Consider the following 21,676-nt stretch of genomic DNA (forward strand, 5'->3'; position numbering starts at 1 on the left):
CCACTGGTCCGAATTGGGGATCCGGATTCCCGTCCTCGCGGGCCCGTCACGGGGCGCTCCGGCCGCCCCGGCTACCGCTTCTGGGCGGGCGCGGCGGCCCCGATCCCCTGTCCCCCCGTTGTCATGAGGGTGACGGAACGGTGGCGCAGCTCATATGTGACCTTGCCCTCCAGCACCTTCCGTACCTGCTGTTCCAGGGACATCTCGGGCCCTGGGCAGAGCTTCCGGGTGGAGCTGATCCGGTCGAGGGTGAGGGTCGTACGGGAGAGGGTGGCGGCGGCGTGGAAGCGGTTGCAGCCGAGGCTGCCCTCGATGGTGCCGCTCTGCTCGTTGTCCTTGGCGGCCTTCGCCGCCCCGGCCTCCTTACTCACGGTGAAGGTGAAGTACGCCTTGCCCTCGGCGCCCTGGGGGAGGGAGGTGGAGGTGGCGGCGTCGGCGGGTCCGTCGTTTCCGTCTCCGCCGCCGTCCACGAGGGCGTCGACCGTCCACTTCGTACCGGCGAACGGGGCGGACTCCTCGGCGGTGAGCTCGATCGCGTCGCCGCCGGGGGTGGTGAGGGTGAGGTTCTTCTCCTTGACCTTGGCGGTGAGCTTGCCGTCGAAGACGCCGCCGAGCGTCCGCTCGAACTCCTGGAGATCCTTCTCGCACCCCATCGCCGTGGACTCCTTCGTCCCGACGGTGACGGTGTCGCCGTCGACGGTGACATCCGCGCCGATCAGATTGCAGCCGGTGCGCGCGCTGGCCCGGCCCTGGGAGGTGATCTCCACACTGGCGCCCTCGGGGGCGGCGGTCTTCTCACCCTTGACGGTGACGCTGTCGACCCGCCAGTGGACGCCGGTGAGCGGCAGCCCGGTCCGTACGGCCCCGCCGCCGGCCTGGTTCCCGGCGCCGCCGCCCGCGCCCTTGGCGGACTCGGTGCCGCAGCCGGTCAGGGCGAGCAAGGCGGCGGCGGTGAGGGCGGTGACGGTGGTGGTGAGGGGGACGGACGGGGCGGACGAGGTGGTGATGATCTTCTGGGGTCGCATACCGGTGGGACGGGGAGGGCGACCGTACGGTTCCGCCTCCCGCGTCTGCCCGGGGCGCGCCCTCACCCCATCAGCGGCAGGAGTCCGCCCAGGTCCGCGCGCTCCCCGCTGGCGCTGACCTGCGCCGCGTCGACCGCCTCGCGCCAGTCCGTACGGCCGGTGGCGAGCCGGATCCAGGTCAGCGGGTCCGTCTCCACCACGTTGGGCGGCGTGCCCCGGGTGTGGCGCGGCCCGGCCACGCACTGCACCACGGCGTACGGCGGCACCCGTACCTCCGTCGACGCGCCGGGCGCCTTCACGGCGAGCGCGTCGGCCAGCACCCGGGTGCAGGCGGCGAGCGCCTGCCGGTCGAAGGGTACGGAGAGCCCGGTGGCCCGGTTGAGGTCGTCGGTGTGGACGACCAGTTCGACGGTACGGGTGACGAGGTAGTCCCCGAGCCGCATCGGCCCGACCCGGATGGGCACCACCCGGTCGTCGTCCTGGGCCGGCAGCAGGGCCTGGAGGCGTTCGGCGGTACGGGCGAAGAGGGCGCCCGGGGCGGCGGTGGCGGCGTACTCCCGTACCCCTCGGGCGATGGGCGCGGCGTGCGCCGCGGTGGCGAAGGGCCAGGTGGCGAGGGTGACGAGGGGCTGGTCAGCGGGGGTGGCCTCCTCGTCGCTCCGGTCCCGTTCGATCGCGAGGCTGACGGATTCGACGCCCATGCAGAGGTGGGCGGCCAGCTCCCGTACCGTCCACTCCCCGAGCCCGGAGGGAAGCGCCAACTGCTCCGGCGCCAGCCCTTCGACCGCCTCCCGTACATGGCCGAACTGGGCCGGCACGGCGGCCCGGATCTTGGCGGAGTCGTAGGTGCGGGCACGCTTCTTGGCAGGTGGCATGGGGTGAGGCTAACGGGCGTCGGCGTCGGAGGCTGCGCCTGCGTCCACGTCCGCGTCTGCGCCTGCGTCCGCGTCGGCGTCCGAAGCTGCGTCTGCGTCGGCGACGAAGGTCTCGCCGTTGGCGGGGACGCCGATGCCCCGCCAGCGGAACGGGAGGCCGCGGGCGACGTTCAGGTCCGGGTGGTCCATGAGCTGGAAGTGGAGGTGCGGTTCGCTGGAGTTGCCGGAGTTCCCGCAGCGGGCCAGGGGCTGCCCTGCGGAGACGCGGTCGCCCGCGCGGACCTCCAGCGAGCCGCGCCGCAGGTGGGCGTAGACCGCGTACGTACCGTTCCCGAGGTCGAGGATCAGGTGGTTGCCGACGATCCGGCGCACCCCGGCGATCTCCCGCACCGCGGCCTCGAAGAGCAGCATGTGGACCAGGCCGACGAGGGAGTTCCTGCTGAGGTGGTCGCGCTGGCCGTCGGAGGCGTGGACGACGGTCGCGTCGGCCACCGCGAGGAGCGGCGCGCCGAAGGCGGGGAAGTCCTGGTTGCGGCGGGCGACGGGCCAGAGCCAGGCGAAGGGCGGGCGGGGGAGCGTGGGGTTGTCGGGCGTGGGGGTGCGGGGCGTCGGGTCCGGTACGGCCACGATGTCGATCGCGTACGCCTGGCCGTATCCGTACGTCCCGTGGCTCGGCACCTTGTCCGCCGGGCTGTTCAGCGCCTGCCAGGCGCCGCCGACCGGCACGCCCTCCAGCGCGGGCGGGCGCACCGCGTGCTGGGCGCGGGCGGTGCGGCCCAGCCAGAGCAGCAGCGCGAGCGCGATTCCGGCGGGGAGCCAGGTCCACCCGTAGCCGAAGGGCAGGCGCCCGAAGGCTCCGAGGAGGACCAGGGCGCAGAACACCAGCCAGGAGATCCGTATCCCGGCCATGGCCAGGGCTCGGCTCCGGCGGCGCTCGTTCTGTTCCGCTCGTGTCTCTTGTGTCTCTCGTGTCTCTCGTGCGCCGGTCGTGTCGTTCGCTGACATTCTTTGTTCCCCCGTGTCGGTCAGTCGGTCGGAGCTGGTCGTGGCCGGTCAGGGTCCTGCGGCGGTGATCATCACCAGCAGCGGTACGACGCGGGCCGCCGGGATCTCGTACCGGCCGCGCCCCGGTGTGTGCAGCCAGCCCACGCCGGTGAGCTGGCGCAGGTGGTGGTAGATCTGGCCGGTGGTGCCGAGCCCGTCCACCTCCGCGAGTTCGGCGGACGTGCGCCGGCCGCCGAGGATCTCGTGGAGCAGGCGGAGCCGTACGGGGTGGCCGAGCGCGGCCAGGGAATCGGAGGTTCCGGACCAGTCGGCGTCGAGCAGGGTGTCGGTGAGGGCGCCGTACTGCCACTCGTACCGTTCCCCCGTGCCGAGCCGCACCGAGCCGGTGTAGAGGACTCCCCCGCCGGGCGCGCCGACCTCCGCCAGGTGCGCCTTGAACTGGTGGAGCGCCCAGAGTTCCCCGCCGGGCGGCTCCGCCGGGACCGTACCGTCGCCGCCGTGCGTACGGCTCGTACCCTCAACGCCGTCCGCACCGTCCGCACCGTCCGTGCCGTCAGCACCGTCCGTGCCGTCGCCGTGTGGTCCGCGCTCGCGGTCGGCATGGTCGGCGCGGGCGGCGCGCTCCCATGCCGCCAGCCTGCGCTCCAGTTCGGTGACGCGTTCTTCCAGCCCCATTCCTCGATATTACGTAATTACGTAATACCTGGGAAGGCCGGGAAGGCCAGGAGGGCCGGAGGCTTCCCCGCGTACGGGCACACGACCGAGCCCCCGTCCCGGGAGATCCGGAACGGGGGCTCGGCTCAGGTGGTGCCTCAGGCCAGCAGGGCCGGGATCGTCGCCTCGTGCGCGGCCTTCAGTTCGCTCAGCGGGATGCCGAACTCGCCCTGCACCTCGATCTCCGTGCCGTCCACGACGCCGACCCGGGTCGCCGGGAGGCCCCGCGCACCGCACATGTCGGTGAAGCGGAGTTCCTCGCTCCGGGGTACGGAGACCACCGCGCGGCCCGCCGACTCGCTGAACAGGAAGGTGAACGCGTCCAGCCCGTCGGGGACGACCAGGCGCGCGCCCTGGCCGCCGCGCAGGCAGGACTCCGTCACCGCCTGGATCAGGCCGCCGTCGCTCAGGTCGTGCGCCGCGTCGACCATGCCGTCGCGGGAGGCCGAGATCAGGATCTCCGCGAGGAGCTTCTCGCGGTCCAGGTCCACCGCCGGGGGGAGCCCGCCGAGGTGGTCGTGGACGACCTGGGACCAGGCCGAGCCGCCGAACTCCTCGCGCGTGTCGCCGAGCAGGTAGAGGAGCTGGCCCTCCGCCGCGAAGGCGATCGGCGTACGGCGGGTGACGTCGTCGATCACGCCGAGCACGGCCACGACCGGCGTCGGGTGGATCGCCGTCTCGCCCGTCTGGTTGTAGAGCGAGACGTTCCCGCCGGTGACCGGGGTGCCCAACTGGAGGCAGCCGTCGGCCAGGCCGCGGGTCGCCTCGGCGAACTGCCACATCACGGCCGGGTCCTCGGGCGAGCCGAAGTTCAGGCAGTCCGAGATGGCGAGCGGGGTCGCGCCGGAGGCGGCCACATTGCGGTACGCCTCCGCCAGCGCGAGCTGCGCGCCCGTGTACGGGTCGAGCTTCGCGAAGCGGCCGTTGCCGTCGGTCGCCATGGCCACGCCGAGGTTGGACGCCTCGTCGATCCGGACCATGCCCGCGTCCTCGGGCTGCGCCAGCACCGTATTGCCCTGGACGAAACGGTCGTACTGGTCGGTGACCCACGCCTTCGACGCCTGGTTCGGCGACGAGATCAGCTTGATGACCTGCTCGCGGAGTTCGGCCGGGGTGGCCGGGCGGGGGAGCTTGCCGGCGTCGTCGGCCTGGAGCGCGTCCTGCCACGCGGGGCGCGCGTAGGGGCGCTCGTACACCGGGCCGTCATGGGCGACGGAGCGCGGCGGTACGTCGACGATCTGCTCGCCGTGCCAGAAGATCTCCAGCCGCTCGCCCTCGGTCACCTCTCCGATGACCGTGGCGATGACGTCCCACTTCTCGCAGATCTCCAGGAACCGGTCGACGTTCCCCGGCTCCACGACCGCGCACATGCGCTCCTGCGACTCGCTCATGAGGATCTCCTCGGGCGAGAGCGTCGCGTCACGGAGCGGTACGGTGTCGAGCTCGACCCGCATGCCGCCGGAGCCGGCCGAGGCCAGCTCGCTCGTCGCGCAGGAGAGGCCGGCGCCGCCGAGGTCCTGGATCCCGGCGACGAGCTTCTCCGCGAAGATCTCCAGGGTGCACTCGATGAGGAGCTTCTCCTGGAACGGGTCGCCGACCTGGACGGCCGGGCGCTTCGCCGGGCCGGTCGACTCGAAGGTCTCGGAGGCGAGGACCGAGACGCCGCCGATGCCGTCGCCGCCGGTGCGGGCGCCGTAGAGGATCACCTTGTTGCCGGGGCCGGACGCCTGCGCGAGGTGGATGTCCTCATGCTTCATGACGCCGATACACCCCGCGTTGACCAGCGGGTTGCCCTGGTAGCAGGGGTCGAAGACGACCTCGCCGCCGATGTTCGGGAGGCCGAGGCAGTTGCCGTACCCGCCGATGCCCGCGACGACCCCGGGCAGCACCCGCTTGGTGTCGGGGTGGTCGGCGGCGCCGAAGCGGAGCGGGTCGACGACGGCGACCGGGCGGGCGCCCATGGCGAGGATGTCGCGGACGATGCCGCCGACGCCGGTGGCCGCGCCCTGGTAGGGCTCGATGTAGGAGGGGTGGTTGTGCGACTCGACCTTGAAGGTGACCGCGTATCCCTGGCCGACGTCGACGACGCCCGCGTTCTCGCCGATGCCGACGAGCATGGCGTCGTTGGCGGGGGCCTTCTCGCCGAACTGCCGCAGGTGGACCTTGCTGCTCTTGTAGGAGCAGTGCTCGGACCACATGACGGAGTACATGGCCAGCTCGGCGCCGGTGGGACGGCGGCCCAGGATCTCGCGGATCCGGGTGTACTCGTCCTCCTTGAGGCCGAGTTCCTTCCAGGGCTGGTCGGTGTCGGGGGTGTCGGCGGCGTGCTTGACCGTGTCGAGGTTCTTGATGTTCTGCGTGGACATCAGGCGCTTACCAGCTTCTTCAGGATCGAGGTGAAGAATCCGAGGCCGTCGGTACGGCCCGTCCCGATCAGCGGCTCCACGGCGTGCTCGGGGTGCGGCATGAGGCCGACGACATTGCCCGCCGCGTTGGTGATCCCGGCGATGTCGCGGAGCGAGCCGTTCGGGTTCCCGTCCAGGTAGCGGAAGGCGACGCGGCCCTCGGCCTCCAGTTCGTCGAGGGTGCGCTCGTCGGCGACGTACCGGCCGTCGATGTTCTTCAGCGGTACGGAGATTTCCTGGCCCGCGGTGTAATCGGCGGTCCAGTCGGTGTCCGCGCTCTCCACCCGCAGTTTCTGATCGCGGCAGATGAAGTGGAGATGGTTGTTACGGAGCATCGCGCCCGGAAGGAGATGCGTCTCGGTGAGGATCTGGAAGCCGTTGCAGATGCCGAGCACCGGCATACCGGCCTTCGCCTGCTCAATGATCGTTTCCATCACCGGGGAGAAGCGGGAGATCGCCCCGGCGCGGAGATAATCCCCGTAACTGAAACCGCCGGCCAGGACAACCGCGTCGACCTGGTGGAGATCTTTGTCCCGGTGCCACAGGGATACGGGTTCGGCGCCCGCGATACGGATGGCGCGCAGGCTGTCCCGGTCGTCCAGGGTGCCGGGGAAGGTGACGACTCCGATACGGGTCACTTCGACCCCTCGGCCGACGCGGCCTGCGGGGACGCGTCGCCCTTCCGGTCGCCCTTCCCGTCGCCCGTCCCGCCGGTCGTCCCGTCGGTCGTCCCGCCGGTCCGCTCGTGGATCTCCTCGTCGATCTTCACGACGAAGTCCTCGATGACGGTGTTGGCCAGAAAGGTTTCGGCCATCTCGTGGATGCGGGCAAGGGCCGCCTCGTCGACCGGGCCCGCCACCTCCAGCTCGAAACGCTTTCCCTGACGGACATCGGCAATGCCCTCGAAGCCCAGGCGGGGCAGTGCGCGCTGCACCGCCTGGCCCTGCGGGTCGAGGATCTCCGGCTTGAGCATGACGTCGACTACGACGCGTGCCACGTGCACTCCCGGTGGTGTGGTGCGGCTGGTTCTCGCTGTTGTGTCCTGCGGGGAATCCCCCAGACTCCCCGAGGTACCTCAGGTACCGTCAGCGTACCCGGCCGAAATTTCTACGCGGGTAGATATGTCCGCATTCGAGATCCGCGCGGGCGGCGGGACCGATGCGACGCGGATGCGACGCCATCACGCCATCGACACACGATCACCGCGAGATCACCCCGGAACAACGCCGGGAAAAATCCCGGGAAAAAATCTTGTCCCCTCATTGCCGGAGGACACGCTGATGTAATTGGCTGGGCTTCACAATGCGCCCTCTTCCGCTGTACAAAGGAATACAGCGGAAAGAAGCATTGCCCCATAACAGCCGGAAGGCCGGTATCGCCGCACGTCACCGTGTTTCCCGCACAAGTCGGGCACGGCCGGGCGCGGGCGGCACCGCACGAAAGGACCTTATCCGTGGCGCAGCGCGTAGTGGTCACGCTCTCCGACGACATCGATGGCGGGGAAGCGGCGGAAACGGTCGCGTTCGGCCTGGACGGGAAGTCGTACGAGATCGACCTCAATCCTGCCAACGCAAAGAAACTGCGCAAGGCTCTGGCGCCCTTCATGGCGGCCGGCCGAAAGCAGACAAATGCCAGTAAGAACGGTAAGTCCCGTTCCACGTATCGGCACACGGCGCTCGCGCCCGACCCGGCGGCGGTGCGGGCCTGGGCGCAGGCGCACAAGATCGAGGTACCGGCGCGGGGCCGGATCCCGAAGCGGGTGTACGAGGCGTTCCACGAGGCGAGTTGAGCGGCGGGGACCGCGCAGGGGTGCGGGCGGGGCGCCGCGGAGGCGTCCTGCCCGCACGTGTGTTCCGCTGTTCCGCGGCTACGGGCGCGGACTCCGCACGCGGCCGCGGGCCCCGGATTCCGTACCCGTGGACGCCGGCCGAGTGAGGTGCCCGGGCCCGGAGTTGCACAGCACCCCCATCGATCGGCTAGAGTTTGGAACACGCCGAGGGGCAAGGCCGAAAAGCCAAAACCCGGGCAGCGTGCGGGTGTAGTTCAGTAGTAGAACGCCCCCTTTCCAAGGGGGAGGCGCAGTGTGCAATTCCTGTCACCCGCTCTACATCACCAACCGTCCGGGGAATCCGGGTGATCCGGCTCAATGGATCAGGTAGAGTGATGGACGCATCGAGCACCGCCCGATGCGATGCGGACGTAGCTCAGTTGGTAGAGCGCAACCTTGCCAAGGTTGAGGTCGCCAGTTCGAACCTGGTCGTCCGCTCGGAAAAGAAGGCCCCGGTCGAAAGACCGGGGCCTTCTTCGTGCGTGCGCACCGTCATGTGGTCCGGGCATGTGTTCCGGGTCATGCGGTCGGGGTCATGTGTTCCGGGTCATGTGGTCCGGCTGACAAATGTCATCGGATCCGGTGACAGGAGACACTGCTGAAGGGCCGGTTCCACGAGAACCCTGGAAGCATGACTCAGGCATCGACGCACGAGACGACGTACACCCCGGCGCGGGCCCCGGCCCAGGGTTCCGCGCCGGCGATCGACGTGGCCGCGCTGCGGCGTACGTACACGGGCGGGTACACGGCGGTCGACGGGATCTCCTTCTCCGTGGCGCGCGGTGAGCTGTTCGCGCTGCTCGGGACGAACGGCGCGGGCAAGACGTCCACGGTCGAGCTGCTGGAGGGGCTCGCCCGGCCCAGCGGCGGCACGATCCGGGTGCTGGGCCACGACCCGTACACGGAGCGGGCGGCCGTGCGCCCCCGCGTGGGCGTGATGCTCCAGGAGGGCGGCTTCCCGGCCGAGCTGACGGTCGCGGAGACGGTACGGATGTGCGCGGGGGTGACCAGCGGCGCGCGCCCGACCGGCGAGGCGCTGGAGCTGGTGGGGCTGGGACACCGGGCCGACGTACGGGTCAAGCAGCTCTCGGGCGGTGAGCGGCGGCGCCTGGACCTGGCGCTGGCGCTGCTGGGGCGGCCCGAGGTGCTCTTCCTGGACGAGCCGACGACGGGGCTGGACGCGGAAGGGCGGCGCGACACCTGGGACTTGGTGCGGGCGCTCCGCGCGGAGGGGACGACGGTGGTACTGACCACGCACTATCTGGAGGAGGCCGAGACCCTCGCGGACCGGCTGGCGATCATGCACCGGGGCCGGATCGAGGTCTCGGGCACCCCGGCCGAGGTGACCGCGTCCCGGCCGGCCCGGATCCGCTTCGCCCTGCCCGCCGGGGTGCCGGCCGGGCGGCTCCCGCTCTCGCTGCGGGCGGCGGAGCCCACCGACGGGCGGGTGGAGATACGGACCCGGCGGCTCCAGCGGGATCTGGGCGAACTGCTGCGCTGGGCCGAGGAGTCGGGGGTGGAGCTGATGGGGCTTGACGCCCGTTCCGCCTCCCTCGAAGAGGCGTTTCTGGATATCGCGTCGCGGCGCGTGGAGACGGGGGAGACACGATGAGCACGGCGAACACGACGAACACGACGAACGTGAACGTGACCGGTCCGGCGGACGCGGCCGGCACGGCGCCCCCTCCGGGCGGCCGGGGGACCGTACGGCGCGGTGGGCAGCGGACGAAGGCCGTGGGGCGGCTTCAGGCGCTCGGGCGGGCCGAGTACGTGATGCTGGTCCGCAACAGGGCGGCGCTCTTCGCCTCGCTGGTGGTGCCGGTGGCCATGATCGGGGCGATCAAGGCGTCCCTCAAGGAAGTCGACCTCAGCGGGTTCGGGGCGAGCGGGATCGAGGTCGCGATGGCCGGCAGCCTCGGCGTGGTGCTGGTCATGGCGGTGTACGCCAACCTCACCTCCGCGTACACGGCCCGGCGCGAGGACCTGGTGCTCAAGCGGCTCCGTACGGTCGAGGCGTCCGACCGCGAGATCCTGGCCGGCACGGCGCTGCCCGCGGTCTCGCTCGCCTTCATCCAGTCCTGTCTGATGATCGCGGGCGCGGTGGCGTTCCTGGAGGTCCGCGCGCCGTCGAACCCGCTGCTGCTCCTCGCCGGGCTGCTGGGCGGACTGCTGCTGCTCAGCGCTCTCGCGGCGGTCACCTCGGCGTTCACCCGTACCGTGGAGAGCGCCCAGCTCACCATCATGCCGCTGTTCCTGACCTCGGTGGTGGGATCCGGGCTCTTCGTACCGCTGGAGGTGCTGCCGGACCGGCTGGCGGCCGTCTGCGAGCTCCTGCCGGTGACCGGGGTCATGACCCTGATACGGGCGGGATGGCTCGGCGGGGCGGAGGGGTACGACCTGCTCAGGGCGGCGCTGAGCGCGCTGGTCTGGATCGCCCTTTCGCTCTTCGCCGTACAGCGCTGGTTCCGCTGGGAGCCGCGCCGCTGAGCCGCTGAGGGGCTGAGGGGCTGAGGGGCACACGGCAAGGGCCCTTGGGGGACGAGGAAACCCTGAGGGACAGGAAAAGCCGGACGACCGGCGGAGAGCCGCGGAAGCGCAGAGCAGGAAGGAAGCCCGGACCATGGCCAGGATGACCGATATGCACCGGCAGGGCCGTGCCTCGTCGAAGGTCGAGCTCTACACCCGCTATTCGTTCTACGGGTCGGGGGGTCTCGTCTTCGTGCTGAACCTGCCGGGGCTCATCGCGGAGCGGATGTTCTGGGCGCCGCTGCCGCTCCTCCTCCAGAGCGTGCTCTGCACCGTGCTCTGCGTACGGGCGATGGAGTGGCGGCTGGACCGGCGCCCCCGGCCGGTACGGCTGGCGGTCGCCGTCGGTGTGGTGTCGGCCGTGGAGATCCTCGGGCTGCTCGCGCTGTTCAGGAACTACGAGTCCGCCAGGCTCGGCGTGTTCGCCGCCCTGCTGATGATGCTCTGCGGGTTCGGTGTCTCGGCGCTCGTGGTGGCTCTGCGGACGACGGCGCACCGCGTGGGGGTGGTGCTCGGGGTCCCGGTGCTGACCGCTGTCGCGACCGTGCTGCTGGGGGCCGGATGGCGCCAGGCGGGAGCGAACTTCGTCGCGGTCATGCTGATGTCCGGACTGTTCTCCGTCGCCTCCGTCTTCTCGATCTGGCTGGTCAGGATCGTCTGGGAGCTGGACGAGGCGCACGAGCTGAGGGCGCGGCTCGCGGTGGCGGAGGAGCGGCTGCGGTTCGGCCGTGACCTCCACGACGTCCTGGGCCGCAATCTGGCGGTGATCGCCCTGAAGAGCGAGCTGGCGGTGCAGCTCGCCGAGCGGGGCCGACCGCAGGCGGTGGACCAGATGACCGAGGTGCAGCGGATAGCCCGGGAGTCCCAGCGGGAGGTGCGGGAGGTCGTACGCGGCTACCGCGAGGCGAATCTCCACACCGAGCTGGAGGGCGCCCGGGGCGTGCTGGAGGCGGCGGGCATCGACTGCCGGATACACGGTGTGGAGACGATCGAGGGCCGCATCCCCGGCGGCCTGCCCCGGACCGGGGGCGGCGCGGGGCTGCCGGCCGAGGTGCAGTCGGCGCTGGGGTGGGTGGTGCGCGAGGCGACGACCAACGTCCTGCGCCACGGGGACCCGCGCAGGTGCACCGTACGGCTGTCGGAGGAGCCGTATGCGAAGGGGGAAGCGACGGGCGATGGGACAGGCAATGGGGCAGGCGATGTGGCAGGGGATGGGGCAGGGGACGTGCCGGAGGTAAGGGGCGCGGGTGTGGACGTTCCGGGTCGGGCGGGCGGAGACGAGGGCTGGGAGGCGGTACTGACCGTGGAGAACGACGGAGTGCCGGAGGCCGGTCCGGCCGAGAACGCCAGGAAGGGCTCGGGCCTCGCCGGCCTGCGCGAGCGCCTGGCCGCGGTGGGCGGAACCCTGGAGGCGGCCCGGACGGAGCAGGGCGACGGTTTCCGCCTGACGGCACGCATACCGCTGCCGGCACCGGGGACGGCGCCGGGCCGAAGGCCACGCGGGGGCGGTCGCCTGGCCGGGGCCGGGGCCGGGGCGTGGTCCGGGGCGGGCGAGCGGCCGGGGCGGGGCGGTCCCCTGGGCGACGGCGCCGGGGCGGCGTGGGACGACTCGGGCGAGCGGTCGGGGTCCGGTACCGGTACGGGTGCGGGGGTGCCGGCGTGATGGCCGTACCGACGGGGCCGACGGGGGCGACGGGGGCTGCCGGGGAGGCTGGTGCGATGCCGGTTCGGGTGTTGTTGGCGGACGACGAACATCTGATCCGGGGGGCCATGGCCGCGCTGCTCGGGCTGGAGGACGACCTGGTGGTCGTCGCCGAGGCGGCCAGTGGGGACGAGGCGCTGGCGATGGCGCTCGCCCACCGTCCCGATGTCGCCGTGCTGGACCTCCAGATGCCAGGGGCGGACGGTGTGAGAGTCGCCACATCGCTCCGGGCCGAACTGCCCGGTTGCCGGACGATGATCGTGACCAGCCATGGCCGGCCGGGACATCTCAAGCGGGCGCTGGCGGCCGGGGTGCGCGGCTTCGTGCCGAAGACGGTCAGCGCGCGGCGGCTCGCGGAGATCATCCGGGCGGTGCACGCCGGTAACCGGTTCGTGGACCCGGAGTTGGCGGCCGACGCGATCTCCGCCGGGGACTCGCCGCTGACCGCCCGCGAGGCCGAGGTCCTGGAGCTCGCGGCGGACGGTGCGCCGATCGCGGAGATCGCCGCCCGCGCCGCCCTGTCGCAGGGGACCGTACGGAACTACCTGTCCGCCGCGGCCACCAAGCTGGGGGCGGAGAACCGGCATACGGCGGCGCGTCTCGCACGCGAGCGAGGTTGGGTATAGTTGGCCTCGCGCCACCGCGAGAGCGGGAAGCACGACGGCGCGTGCGGACGTAGCTCAGTTGGTAGAGCGCAACCTTGCCAAGGTTGAGGTCGCCAGTTCGAACCTGGTCGTCCGCTCAGAACGGGAAGCCCCCGGCCGGATCTTCGGCCGGGGGCTTTTCGCTGATCCCGGGGCTACCAGGTCTTGCCGGTGAGGAGTTCGTACGCCTCCAGGTACTTCGCGCGGGTCGCGGCCACGACGTCCTCGGGCAGCGGGGGCGGCGGGAGCTCCCCGTGCCGGTCCCAGCCGGAGGCCGGTGAGGTCAGCCAGTCGCGTACGTACTGCTTGTCGTACGAGGGCTGGGCGTGGCCCGGCTCCCAGGTGGCCGCGGGCCAGAAGCGCGAGGAGTCGGGCGTCAGCACCTCGTCGGCGAGGACCAGGCGCTCCCCGTCGAAGCCGAACTCGAACTTCGTGTCGGCCAGGATGATGCCCCGGTCGCGCGCGATGTCCCGGGCCCGGCCGTAGACGTCCAGGGTGGTGCGGCGGAGCAGGGACGCGTTCTCGGTGCCGACCCGGCGGACCACTTCGTCGTACGAGACGTTCTCGTCGTGGTCCCCGACGGCCGCCTTGGTCGCGGGGGTGAAGATCGGGGCGGGCAGTTCGGAGCCGTCGACCAGCCCCTCGGGGAGCGCGAGCCCGCAGACGGTGCGGGAGTCCTCGTACTCGGCCAGGCCCGAGCCGGTGAGATAGCCGCGCGCGACGCACTCCACCGGGACCATGTCGAGCGACCGGCAGACGAGCGTACGGCCGTCCCAGTCGGCGGGGGCGCCGGCCGGGACGTCCGTGGAGATCACATGGTGCGGGACGAGGTCCGTCAGCCGGTCGAACCACCAGAGCGAGAGCTGGGTGAGGACCCGGCCCTTCTCCGGGATCTCGGTGGGCAGGACCCAGTCGTACGCGGAGATACGGTCGCTGGCGACCATGACCAGGTCGCCCGCCTCGTTCCGGTACAGGTCGCGCACCTTGCCGGTGTGGAGATGCACCAGACCCGGCACCTCAAGGGGCTCGGGCTCTTCTACGAATCCGGACACGGTTCCTCCGCGTGGTTCTGTCCGATCTCAGGTCCCAGAGATCGCCTCGATTCTCCCGTATGCCGGACGCGGCGGCTCGCAGGGGGCCGGGGGGCGGGCGTGCGGTACCGCGCGTGACCGGCCTGTCCGCGGCCTGTCCCTGGCCCATCCGTGGCCTGCCCGTGGCCTGTCCGTGGCCTATCCGTCGAGGAAACGGAGGAGTTCGGCGGTGACGAACCGGGGGTTTTCCTCGACGAGCCAGTGCCCGGCTTTCGGCACGTCCACGGCTCGCACGATGTTGGTCATGCGGGGGGCCACGGTGCCCTTGATGGCGTCAAGCTGTCCCTCGGCGGTCATGAGCAGGGCCGGAACACGTACCGGAGTGGCCGCCACGGTGTCGCGGACGTCCTTGCCGAGGGCGCGGTAGAGCTCGAAGCCGCCCGACAGGACCGGGGGCCTGCTGTAGGTCCGTGCGTACTCGTCGATCTCGCGGTCGGTGAACGGGGAGCGGTCGGAGGTCCCGCCGAACGCCCTGCCGCCGAAGGCGACCTGGGGATAGAAGAGTGCGAGGTACGCGCGGACATCGTCGGCCACGACCGCCTCAGGGATCCGTCGCTGGGAGTGAAAGGCGATGTGCCAGCTCAGTGTGGAGTAGGTGCGCGCGTCGATCGCGGGCCCGGGCAGCGGCAGGTCGAGATAGCCGAGGCGCGCGGTGTCGTCGGGGAACTGGGCGGCGTACTGGAATGCCACGGCGGCACCGAAATCGTGTCCGATGACACGGGCGTCCCGCACCCCGAGCCGGTCGGAGATCAGCTCGTGCACGTACCGCGCCAGCGTGGCCTTGTCGTAGCCGGTCGGTGAGCCGGTGCTGTCGCCCAGTCCGGGAAGGTCGACGGCGTACACGGTGTGGCGCTCGGCGAGTTCCGGCATGATCGGCCACCAGCCGAACCAGGTCTGTGGCCAGCCGTGTATGAGGACGACCGGTGTGCCGCTGCCGCCCGTCACGTAGTGCATACGAACGCCGTCGACGTCGGCGAACTCGTGCCGGAAGGTCTTCGCGAACCGGGGATCGTCCTGCGTGACGGCGGCGTACGCGGGAACGCCGGCGCCAGCTGCCGGTGAGGACCCGGGCGTGGACGCGGACGCGGACGTGGACGCGGAGGTGGACGCGGACGTGGACGATGGCCCGGATGCGGGCGTGGATGTCTGCGTGGAGCAGGCCGTGGTGGCGATCGTGAGCAGAAGGGTGAGCATCATGGCTGCCGCCATGCGCGTGGATCGCGGGGAGCGCGCGGGGCGCGGTCCGGGGCGCGGGGAACGCAGGGGGCGCGGGAAGCGGCGGCGTGACGGCGGTGACGGTGGTGCTGTGATCATGCGTTTCCGTTCTGGAGAGTGAGGGTCAGCGGCCGGTCGTGCCGTCGGCCAGCTCGCGGAGGATGTCCGCGTGGCCCGCGTGCCGGCCGGTCTCTTCGATCATGTGGGCGAGCGCCCATCGGATGCTGGGAGCGGGGCGGTCCGGCCGGGGCCGGGGCCGGGGGACCGGTGCTCCGGGATCGGCGCAGCCGTCGAGCACGTCGTTCGCGCGCTCCACCGCGTCCCGGTAGCGGGCGACGACCTCGGCCACACCGTCCCCCGGCGCGGCGTGGAACGTGGCCTGCCAGTCGGTGACCTCGTCCCCGAGGAACAGCGAGCGCTCGACGTACGTCAGGTGGTGGAGGAGGCCGAGCAGGTTCGTGCCCGACGGGACCACCGCCGCCCGTACCTGCGGCTCGGGGGCTCCGTCGACCTTCCTGGCGATCGACTCCCGGAGGTAGTCGAGGAATCCGCGCAGGACCTCGATCTCGCCGTTCGCGGTCCTGGGCGGTGGGGTGTCGCGGTGCGCGGTCCTGGGCGGTGGGGTGGTGCTGGGCGGTGGGGTGGTGCTGGGCATGGGGTTTCTCCGTCCTGGGTCGGGGGGGCAGGCGCTCGCCGCCGGTGCCGGCTACCGGTACCGGCTGCCGGCACCGGCCGCCGGGTCAGCCGGTGCGACGGACGAGGAGGACGTGGTCGGTGACCTCGGCGGTGCGCCCGTCCGGTCCGGTCGCGATCCGGCGGGGCGCTTCGGCCCGCTCGACCGTCCAGGTCCCCGGGTCCAGGCCGATCCCGTCGGCGACCTCCCGCGGGCCCGGCGCGCGGACGTCGGGTTCCTGGTTCCAGGACCACGGGGCGGCCGAGCCGTGGTCGACGACGAGCAGCCGCCCGCCCGGACGCAGCGCATGGGCCGCCGAACGCAGCACGGCTGCCCGGTCCAGGTCGAAGGGGGTGTGCAGGTAGTGGGCGCAGACCAGGTCGAACGCGCCGGCCGGGAAGGACGTGCGCAGGTCGACCCGCACGGCGGTGACGCGGCCGTCCACGCCGTACGAGCGGGCCAGCTCCGTGAGCCGCTCGACCGCCACGGGCGAGATGTCGGCGGCGGTGACCCGCCATCCCCGGCGGGCCAGCCACAGCGCGTCGCCGCCGTTGCCGCAGCCGAGATCCAGCGCCTCGCCGGACGGCAGGCCCGTCACCGTCTCGGTCAGGCGGGCGTTCGGCCGCGGGTCGCCGGTGGCCGGCCGGGCCGCGTGGACGCCGTCCCAGAACGCGACCGCATCAGTGGTGCTCATCAAGACTCCTCGCCTCGGTAGGCGCTCAGTCTCGGCAGGCGCGACAGGAACTGGCACGGAATCTTGCGACACCCGCAAGGTGGACGCATGGATCACCCGACGGACGACGACGTCCTTGACGCGGTGGGGGCACGGCTCCGTGCGCTGCGCCGTGACCGTGGCATCACCCTCGCCGCCCTCGCGTCGGCCATCGGCGTGTCGGAGAGCACCCTCTCCCGGCTGGAGAGCGGACAGCGCCGACCCGGCCTGGAGCTGCTGCTGCCACTGGCCCGCGTCTACGATGTTCCGCTGGACGACCTCGTCGGCGCCCCGCGCACCGGCGACCCCCGGATCCATCTCAAACCGATGAACCGGTTCGGTATGGCCTTCGTGCCCCTGTCCCGGCGCCCGGGCGGCGTGCACGCCTTCAAGATGATCATCCCCGCCCGGCCGGCCCCGCTCGAACCCGCCCCGCGGACCCACGAGGGCTTCGAATGGCTCCACGTCCTCAGCGGACGCCTGCGGCTCGTGACCGGCGAACGCGATCTGACCCTGCCGCCCGGTGAGACGGCGGAGTTCGACACGTCCCTGCCGCACTGGCTGGGCAGCGCCGACGGCGGCGCGGTCGAACTCCTCGTCCTGTTCGGCCTCGACGGGGTGCGGACGGACGCGCGTACGGCACGTACAGCACGTACAGCACTTACGTCACGTATGACACGTACTGCACATACCTCACCTGCCCCACACACCGGCCCTGACCGCCCGCCCGGGAACAGCGGCCGGCGGTGAACCCGGTCAGTCGCGTTTGCAGATGCGGTCGAGGAGGTTGGCCGTCGCGCGCTGGACACGGGGGTCGACATGGCCCGGCCGGTCGAGCGCCGGGGACCAGGCGAAGGTGCCCGAGGCGAAGACGAGCGCGCCGGACGGGGCCCGGTAGAGGGAGGTCTCCTGGTGGCGCTTGGCGTTCTCGCTGTCGCGGTACGGGGAGTGCGCGAGCAGGATCCGGTCCTGGTGCTCGGGGAGCGCCGTACGCGGGAAGTAACGGTCCGCCTCCCCTGCCACCAGCCCCGCGATCTCGTCGCGCTCGCCCGCGCCGGTGGCCTCCCAGAGCCAGTGCCCGGCGTTCCGTACGACGAGGGGGTGCGGGTCGGGGACCCGGCCCGCGTACTGGATGCCGAGGAGCTGCTGCTCGGCCCGGTCCACCTCGCGCCAGAGGGTGGGGCGGCCGGGGCCGCGGCGTTTGCGGCAGGTGAGGAGGCGGTCGGGGACACCGGAGGCGGAGGGGCCCAGCTCCACCTGCCAGTAGAGGGTGTTGGCGGAGAGGAAGACGAGCGAGGTGCCGTGATCGCGGGCGGCCTCGGCGGTGGCCCGCATGGGGACCGACCAGTACTCGTCGTGGCCGGGGAAGATCAGGCCCCGGTAGCGGGTGGGGTCGACGCGGCCCGCGTGCAGGTCGCGGGCGTCGGCATAGGCGAGGTCGTAGCCGTAGCGCTCGGCCCAGCGGATGAAGTCGTAGGCGTGGCCGACGTGGAGGGGGAGGCCGGCGCCCGCGTAGGGGCGGTCGAAGGAGACGGTGACCGCGGCGTCCTGCTCACCGAGGAGCCGCCCCTGCTCGTCCCAGGCGTGGTAGAGGCTGGCGCCGGTGCGGCCGTCCTCGGGGTAGAGGTTGTACGCCTGCCAGGTGATGTCGGGGAGCAGGAGGAGCAGATCGGCGGGGTGGCTGTCGCGGACGGTGAAGGGGATGTGGGAGCGGTAGCCGTCGACGGTGGTGAGGACGGCGACGTACGCGCCGAGGGACCAGTACGACGGGATGTGGAGGCGCCAGGAGAGCCACCAGTGGTGGCAGGAGACCGTGCGGTCGGCGGCGAGCGGGGCGGGCTGGACGATGCCGGAGAGCCGGGGGCTGGTGGTGATCTTCGAGGCGCCGTCGCCGCCGTAGTGCCCGATCCGGTAGATGTCGACGAAGAAGTCCTGGGGCGGGGTGACCGTGACATGGAAGTCGATCGACTCGCCGGGGGCGACGGCGCCGTGCGAGGCGAAGCCCTTGATCTGGCGGTGTACGTCGTCGGCGGTACGGGGGCCGCCGCTGCGCCCGGCGCTCAGGGTCGGGTCGGCGTACCAGGGGACGACCTGCCCGCTGTCGTCGAGGTAGTTCTCGCTGCCGCGGAGCCAGGGCAGCGGGCCCTGGCCGAACGGGTCGCTCACGGCATGCGCGAGAGCGCCCGATTCCCATCGCCGGATCTGGTCCGCCCCCATGGTGCGCCCCTCCTCCGTACCGCCGCGCCCGGGAGGGGCACGGATGTTGATGCACGCGTCGATACGTGCGCCGACGCGCCGGGGATACGACGGTATGACGGTCGTTTGGCCGGTCGGTGACACGGTTGACGGTCGGCTCCGGACACCAGCACATCACAAGACGCGTGTGGCCCGTCACCATTCGTCGTGAATTGACGTGAACGGAACGCGGCACTCCGGTATAGGAGTTCGGACGCGTGGTAGGGGGCCCGGGTCCGCAAATGCCCTCGTACGGTGCCGAAACGGAAGCGGAACCGACGGCACCGGGGACCGCATCCGGCCACCGGGGGAGAGCCGCCTCGGCACCCGAGGGGCACGGAGCCCAAGGAAGCGCGGCCCCACGAGCCCCGGGGCGCACGACACGGGAGCCGAAGGGGGAGGGGGCGTGTGGGGGCGTGAATGGGGGTGCGGATGGGAGTACGGATGGGAGTACAGGGGGGGTGGAGCGGCGCTGGGGGCCCGGGGGGGGTGGAGGAGAGAGCCGGCGGGGCGGGGGATGGGGCGTGGGCCTGGGCGGACGGGCTTCGGGGGCCCGGAGGGCCGAGGCCGGGGCGGCGCCGGGGCAGAGTGCGGGCTCGCCCTGCGGGCTTCGGGGGCCCGGAGAGCCAAGGTCGGAGCGGCGTCGGGCCGGGGTGCGGCTCGGCTCGGGCGTTGGGCTTCGGGGCCGGGCGGGGCCGGGGCGGTCTCGGGCCGGGGTGTGGCGTGCCCGGCGGGCTTCAGGGGCGGAGGAGCTGGGGCGGGGCCTGCCTGGGCCAGGGCACGGATGGGCTCGGGCGTTGGGCTTCGGGGGCCGGGGGCCGGAAGGCGGCTTGTCGGTGCGGAGGGGGGAGCTGGTGTGGAGGCCCTGGGGTCAGACCAGGCGTACGGGTTTTTCCGGGCGGATGCCCAGGGAGGTGAGCCAGGAGCGGAGGGGTTCGGGGTCGCCGCTCTCCACCAGGCTGAGGACGCGGCCGCCCAGGTCCGCCCTCCGTACGCCGTCGACCAGGAGCGCGGGGCCGTCGAGCCAGTCCAGGCCCGGCGCGGCGCCCGCCGTGTCGACGGCCGAGCAGCAGACCATGGCCGTGACGTGGTCGGCGAGCAGCTCCCGGCCGGTACGCGGCGGCTGGAGCGGGAAGAGCGGCAGCGGGTCCGCGCCCCAGAGCGCGAGCGCGTCGCCCCCCGCCTCGGCCGGGGCGACCGGGGCCGCGGCCTCCTCCCTGGCCAGCTCGGCGCTGATCCCGGCGGCGAGTGCCTCGCCGGCCTCTCCGGCGCCGCCGGACCCGCCGACGACACCACCCGGGCCGGAGCCCGGGCCGGAGCCGGTGGGTCCGGTGGCGGAGAGGTGGTCCATGACCCGCGCCAGGGTGGGCCCCTGCGCGGCCCCGGATCCGCCGGAGCCCAGCGTCCCCCGGGGCTCCTGAGCGGCCACCGCGCCCGCCGGCCCGACGGCTCCCGGGGGGCGTGGCCCGCGTGGGCCGCGTGGGCCTCGTACGTCGGCGCCCGCCACGTCCGCGCCGCCCACCCTCGTGGGAACACCTGCCCGGGCGCCGCCCGCACCGCCCGCGGCGGCCATGCCGCCGCTCTCCATGGTGTCGAGGACACGGTGGAGCCGGGCGGCCTCCGTGCGCCACTTACGGTCCACGACCTCCTCCGGATACTGCTGCCAGTCCACCGGAGACCAGTCGGGCCCCGGCGCTGCCGGGCCGCCGTGGAAGAGGCGGGCGGCGAGCAGCGAGGCGGCCTCGTCGACAGCGCCCGGCTCTTCCAGCAGGTCACAGGCGGGGCGCTCGCCCAGCCGGGAGGCGAAACCCTCGGCGAGGCGATCCCGCCGGGACAGCTCGGTCAGGGCCGAGACCACCCCCGCGTCGAGCCGCGAGGGCCAGCGGCCCATGCGCCAGGCGGGCAGCGCGACGCGGGTGAGCAGCCGGTCCCACCCCGCGTAGGCGAGGCCCACCTGCTCCTGGGCGACGATCCGCAGCCCGTAGTCGACCGCCTGGGCGCGTTCGGACGCGGCGGAGGCGACCCCCCGCTCCATCAGCGCCGCATGCTCGCCGCAGCCGCGCAGCAGGACCCGGGCGACCCGTCCGACCGCCCCCAGGGCAACCCTGCGGACCGGCCCGAGCCCCGGCGTGTCCGCGAGGGCGACCGCCGCGTCGAGCCCGCGCACGAAGCGCCGCGCCGCGGCTATGTCCGGGTGCGCGGAGAGCCCCGTACCGGCGACGACCGGGGCGAGGACGGCCCGTAGCTCCGCGACGCGCATCCACCAGAGGAAGGGCGAGCCGATGACGAGGACGGGCGTCGCCTGCCCGCCCCGGGCGGCGCCGGCCACGCCGCTGGTCGTGCCGTCACCGGGCGTACGGTCGGCGCTCTTACCGCCGGATGCGCCCCGGCCCGTACCGGCGGCCGATTCGGTGCCCCGGGCGCCGGGAACCCCGTCGCCGCCGGCCGGGGACGGAACCGCCCGGCCGAGTGCACGATCGAATATTCGTTCGCGCCGCTTCCCATGGCCCGGGTGCGTACGGTCCTCCAGCCAGCTGTCACAGTCCGGGGTCAGGGCTATCGCCGAGGGCGCGGGGACGTCGAGCCGCTCCGCGAGATCGCGGACGAGCCGGTAGAGGTCGGGCGCGGCCTTCTCCGGGACCGCGACGGTCGGGCTGAGCGCGGGCCGGGCACGGACCACCACCGCGGCCACGGCGGCGGTGAGCACCAGCACGGCCACGGCGAGGGGCGTCACCACCCACCGCGCGGCATCCCACCCCGCCCCCGCGAGGTGCCCCGTGGACGCGCCTGCCAGCAGCACGACGGCAGCGGCGGCGGGCACCAGCGCGACGGCCAGCGCCCTGCCGCGCAGCCGCAGCACGGCGAGCGCGCGGACCCGGGCACCCTGAGCGCCCAGCTCGTCACCGATTCCGGAACCGGACATGGTCGGACCTCACCCCCTCTGCCGTGTCGGCTGCGTTGCTCACTCCCCCACTGTGGCACCCGCCACTGACATCGCAATGCCGGTGGGCCAAGTGCCGGAACGC

The 21,676-nt window shown here is 72.6% G+C and carries 18 protein-coding genes, 3 tRNA genes and 1 pseudogene; 9 read left to right on the forward strand and 13 right to left on the reverse strand.

Features of this window, described 5'->3' with window-relative positions:
* Nucleotides 1–71 precede the first annotated feature (71 nt).
* From AB0O07_RS32935 to purS, 7 genes and pseudogenes are all read right to left on the reverse strand, one after another.
* Entirely contained in the window at nt 72–1,025 is a 954-nt protein-coding gene (locus AB0O07_RS32935) for an META domain-containing protein (RefSeq protein ID WP_365640367.1), read from the reverse strand.
* 62 nt (nt 1,026–1,087) lie between these two features.
* Nucleotides 1,088–1,900: a sterol carrier family protein gene (locus AB0O07_RS32940; protein ID WP_365640370.1), complete on the reverse strand. Its 813-nt coding sequence runs from the start codon at nt 1,898–1,900 to the stop codon at nt 1,088–1,090.
* Between the two features lie 9 nt (nt 1,901–1,909).
* Nucleotides 1,910–2,809: a M23 family metallopeptidase gene (locus tag AB0O07_RS32945; protein ID WP_365640530.1), complete on the reverse strand. Its 900-nt coding sequence runs from the start codon at nt 2,807–2,809 to the stop codon at nt 1,910–1,912.
* Nucleotides 2,810–2,953: 144 nt separating this feature from the next.
* A complete protein-coding gene (locus AB0O07_RS32950; protein ID WP_365640372.1) occupies nt 2,954–3,580 on the reverse strand; it encodes a helix-turn-helix domain-containing protein in 627 nt (208 codons plus the stop codon).
* 137 nt (nt 3,581–3,717) lie between these two features.
* On the reverse strand, nt 3,718–5,985 hold the full coding sequence (purL, locus tag AB0O07_RS32955; protein WP_365640375.1) for a phosphoribosylformylglycinamidine synthase subunit PurL: 2,268 nt from the start codon (nt 5,983–5,985) through the stop codon (nt 3,718–3,720).
* A complete protein-coding gene (gene purQ, locus AB0O07_RS32960) occupies nt 5,985–6,662 on the reverse strand; it encodes a phosphoribosylformylglycinamidine synthase subunit PurQ (RefSeq protein ID WP_365640377.1) in 678 nt (225 codons plus the stop codon). Before purQ ends, purL begins: the two co-directional genes overlap by 1 nt.
* Before the next feature lie 116 nt (nt 6,663–6,778).
* A pseudogene (gene purS / locus AB0O07_RS32965) lies at nt 6,779–7,021 on the reverse strand (phosphoribosylformylglycinamidine synthase subunit PurS); the annotation flags it as partial.
* Between the two features lie 456 nt (nt 7,022–7,477).
* Here purS and AB0O07_RS32970 point away from each other — a divergent pair.
* From AB0O07_RS32970 to AB0O07_RS33005, 8 genes are all read left to right on the forward strand, one after another.
* Nucleotides 7,478–7,813 (forward strand): Lsr2 family protein, encoded by a 336-nt coding sequence (locus AB0O07_RS32970; RefSeq protein WP_365640379.1) that lies wholly within the window; start codon nt 7,478–7,480, stop codon nt 7,811–7,813.
* Nucleotides 7,814–8,056: 243 nt separating this feature from the next.
* Nucleotides 8,057–8,128: transfer RNA gene (locus tag AB0O07_RS32975), tRNA-Gly, on the forward strand.
* An 89-nt stretch (nt 8,129–8,217) separates the two neighbouring features.
* Nucleotides 8,218–8,290: transfer RNA gene (locus AB0O07_RS32980), tRNA-Gly, on the forward strand.
* A gap of 193 nt (nt 8,291–8,483) precedes the next feature.
* On the forward strand, nt 8,484–9,464 hold the full coding sequence (locus AB0O07_RS32985; protein ID WP_365640380.1) for an ABC transporter ATP-binding protein: 981 nt from the start codon (nt 8,484–8,486) through the stop codon (nt 9,462–9,464).
* Complete coding sequence (locus AB0O07_RS32990) at nt 9,461–10,339, forward strand: ABC transporter permease (RefSeq protein WP_365640383.1); 879 nt, start codon at nt 9,461–9,463, stop codon at nt 10,337–10,339. The genes AB0O07_RS32985 and AB0O07_RS32990 overlap by 4 nt, the downstream gene beginning before the upstream one ends.
* Nucleotides 10,340–10,472: 133 nt before the next feature.
* Nucleotides 10,473–12,041, forward strand: coding sequence for a histidine kinase (locus AB0O07_RS32995; protein ID WP_365640385.1), 1,569 nt, complete (start codon nt 10,473–10,475; stop codon nt 12,039–12,041).
* A 56-nt stretch (nt 12,042–12,097) separates the two neighbouring features.
* Entirely contained in the window at nt 12,098–12,706 is a 609-nt protein-coding gene (locus AB0O07_RS33000; protein ID WP_365640387.1) for a response regulator transcription factor, read from the forward strand.
* Nucleotides 12,707–12,749: 43 nt separating this feature from the next.
* A tRNA-Gly gene (locus AB0O07_RS33005) sits at nt 12,750–12,822 on the forward strand.
* Between the two features lie 57 nt (nt 12,823–12,879).
* On the opposite strand, the gene AB0O07_RS33010 is transcribed toward AB0O07_RS33005, so the two are convergent.
* The 4 genes from AB0O07_RS33010 to AB0O07_RS33025 form a co-directional block, all read right to left on the reverse strand.
* Nucleotides 12,880–13,776, reverse strand: coding sequence for a phosphoribosylaminoimidazolesuccinocarboxamide synthase (locus tag AB0O07_RS33010; RefSeq protein ID WP_365640389.1), 897 nt, complete (start codon nt 13,774–13,776; stop codon nt 12,880–12,882).
* A gap of 177 nt (nt 13,777–13,953) precedes the next feature.
* Nucleotides 13,954–15,024, reverse strand: coding sequence for an alpha/beta hydrolase (locus AB0O07_RS33015; RefSeq protein ID WP_365640391.1), 1,071 nt, complete (start codon nt 15,022–15,024; stop codon nt 13,954–13,956).
* Nucleotides 15,025–15,154: 130 nt separating this feature from the next.
* Nucleotides 15,155–15,685: a DinB family protein gene (locus AB0O07_RS33020; RefSeq protein ID WP_365640393.1), complete on the reverse strand. Its 531-nt coding sequence runs from the start codon at nt 15,683–15,685 to the stop codon at nt 15,155–15,157.
* A gap of 85 nt (nt 15,686–15,770) precedes the next feature.
* Nucleotides 15,771–16,397, reverse strand: coding sequence for a class I SAM-dependent methyltransferase (locus AB0O07_RS33025; RefSeq protein WP_365640395.1), 627 nt, complete (start codon nt 16,395–16,397; stop codon nt 15,771–15,773).
* Between the two features lie 87 nt (nt 16,398–16,484).
* On the opposite strand from AB0O07_RS33025, the gene AB0O07_RS33030 reads away from it, so the two are divergent.
* Nucleotides 16,485–17,165: an XRE family transcriptional regulator gene (locus tag AB0O07_RS33030; protein ID WP_365640396.1), complete on the forward strand. Its 681-nt coding sequence runs from the start codon at nt 16,485–16,487 to the stop codon at nt 17,163–17,165.
* Nucleotides 17,166–17,171: 6 nt separating this feature from the next.
* Here AB0O07_RS33030 and AB0O07_RS33035 read toward each other — a convergent pair whose 3' ends face one another.
* Together AB0O07_RS33035 and AB0O07_RS33040 are read right to left on the reverse strand one after the other, a co-directional pair.
* Nucleotides 17,172–18,632, reverse strand: coding sequence for a N,N-dimethylformamidase beta subunit family domain-containing protein (locus AB0O07_RS33035; protein ID WP_365640399.1), 1,461 nt, complete (start codon nt 18,630–18,632; stop codon nt 17,172–17,174).
* Between the two features lie 889 nt (nt 18,633–19,521).
* Nucleotides 19,522–21,573 carry a hypothetical protein gene (locus AB0O07_RS33040; RefSeq protein ID WP_365640402.1) on the reverse strand — a complete coding sequence of 684 codons (2,052 nt, stop codon included), beginning with the start codon at nt 21,571–21,573 and terminating at the stop codon, nt 19,522–19,524.
* Between the last annotated feature and the right edge of the window lie 103 nt (nt 21,574–21,676).

Origin of the sequence: Streptomyces sp. NPDC093085 (genome assembly GCF_040683935.1) — a bacterium.
Lineage (GTDB): Bacteria > Actinomycetota > Actinomycetes > Streptomycetales > Streptomycetaceae > Streptomyces.

Coding starts and splice junctions, on each gene's coding strand:
- AB0O07_RS32935 (WP_365640367.1), bottom strand. CDS start 1,025: ATGCGACCCCAGAAGATCATCACCACCTCGTCCGCCCCGTCCGTCCCC.
- AB0O07_RS32940 (WP_365640370.1), bottom strand. CDS start 1,900: ATGCCACCTGCCAAGAAGCGTGCCCGCACCTACGACTCCGCCAAGATC.
- AB0O07_RS32945 (WP_365640530.1), bottom strand. CDS start 2,809: ATGGCCGGGATACGGATCTCCTGGCTGGTGTTCTGCGCCCTGGTCCTC.
- AB0O07_RS32950 (WP_365640372.1), bottom strand. CDS start 3,580: ATGGGGCTGGAAGAACGCGTCACCGAACTGGAGCGCAGGCTGGCGGCA.
- purL (WP_365640375.1), bottom strand. CDS start 5,985: ATGTCCACGCAGAACATCAAGAACCTCGACACGGTCAAGCACGCCGCC.
- AB0O07_RS32985 (WP_365640380.1), top strand. CDS start 8,484: ATGACTCAGGCATCGACGCACGAGACGACGTACACCCCGGCGCGGGCC.
- AB0O07_RS32990 (WP_365640383.1), top strand. CDS start 9,461: ATGAGCACGGCGAACACGACGAACACGACGAACGTGAACGTGACCGGT.
- AB0O07_RS32995 (WP_365640385.1), top strand. CDS start 10,473: ATGGCCAGGATGACCGATATGCACCGGCAGGGCCGTGCCTCGTCGAAG.
- AB0O07_RS33000 (WP_365640387.1), top strand. CDS start 12,098: ATGCCGGTTCGGGTGTTGTTGGCGGACGACGAACATCTGATCCGGGGG.
- AB0O07_RS33015 (WP_365640391.1), bottom strand. CDS start 15,024: ATGGCGGCAGCCATGATGCTCACCCTTCTGCTCACGATCGCCACCACG.
- AB0O07_RS33020 (WP_365640393.1), bottom strand. CDS start 15,685: ATGCCCAGCACCACCCCACCGCCCAGCACCACCCCACCGCCCAGGACC.
- AB0O07_RS33025 (WP_365640395.1), bottom strand. CDS start 16,397: ATGAGCACCACTGATGCGGTCGCGTTCTGGGACGGCGTCCACGCGGCC.
- AB0O07_RS33030 (WP_365640396.1), top strand. CDS start 16,485: ATGGATCACCCGACGGACGACGACGTCCTTGACGCGGTGGGGGCACGG.
- AB0O07_RS33035 (WP_365640399.1), bottom strand. CDS start 18,632: ATGGGGGCGGACCAGATCCGGCGATGGGAATCGGGCGCTCTCGCGCAT.
- AB0O07_RS33040 (WP_365640402.1), bottom strand. CDS start 21,573: ATGTCCGGTTCCGGAATCGGTGACGAGCTGGGCGCTCAGGGTGCCCGG.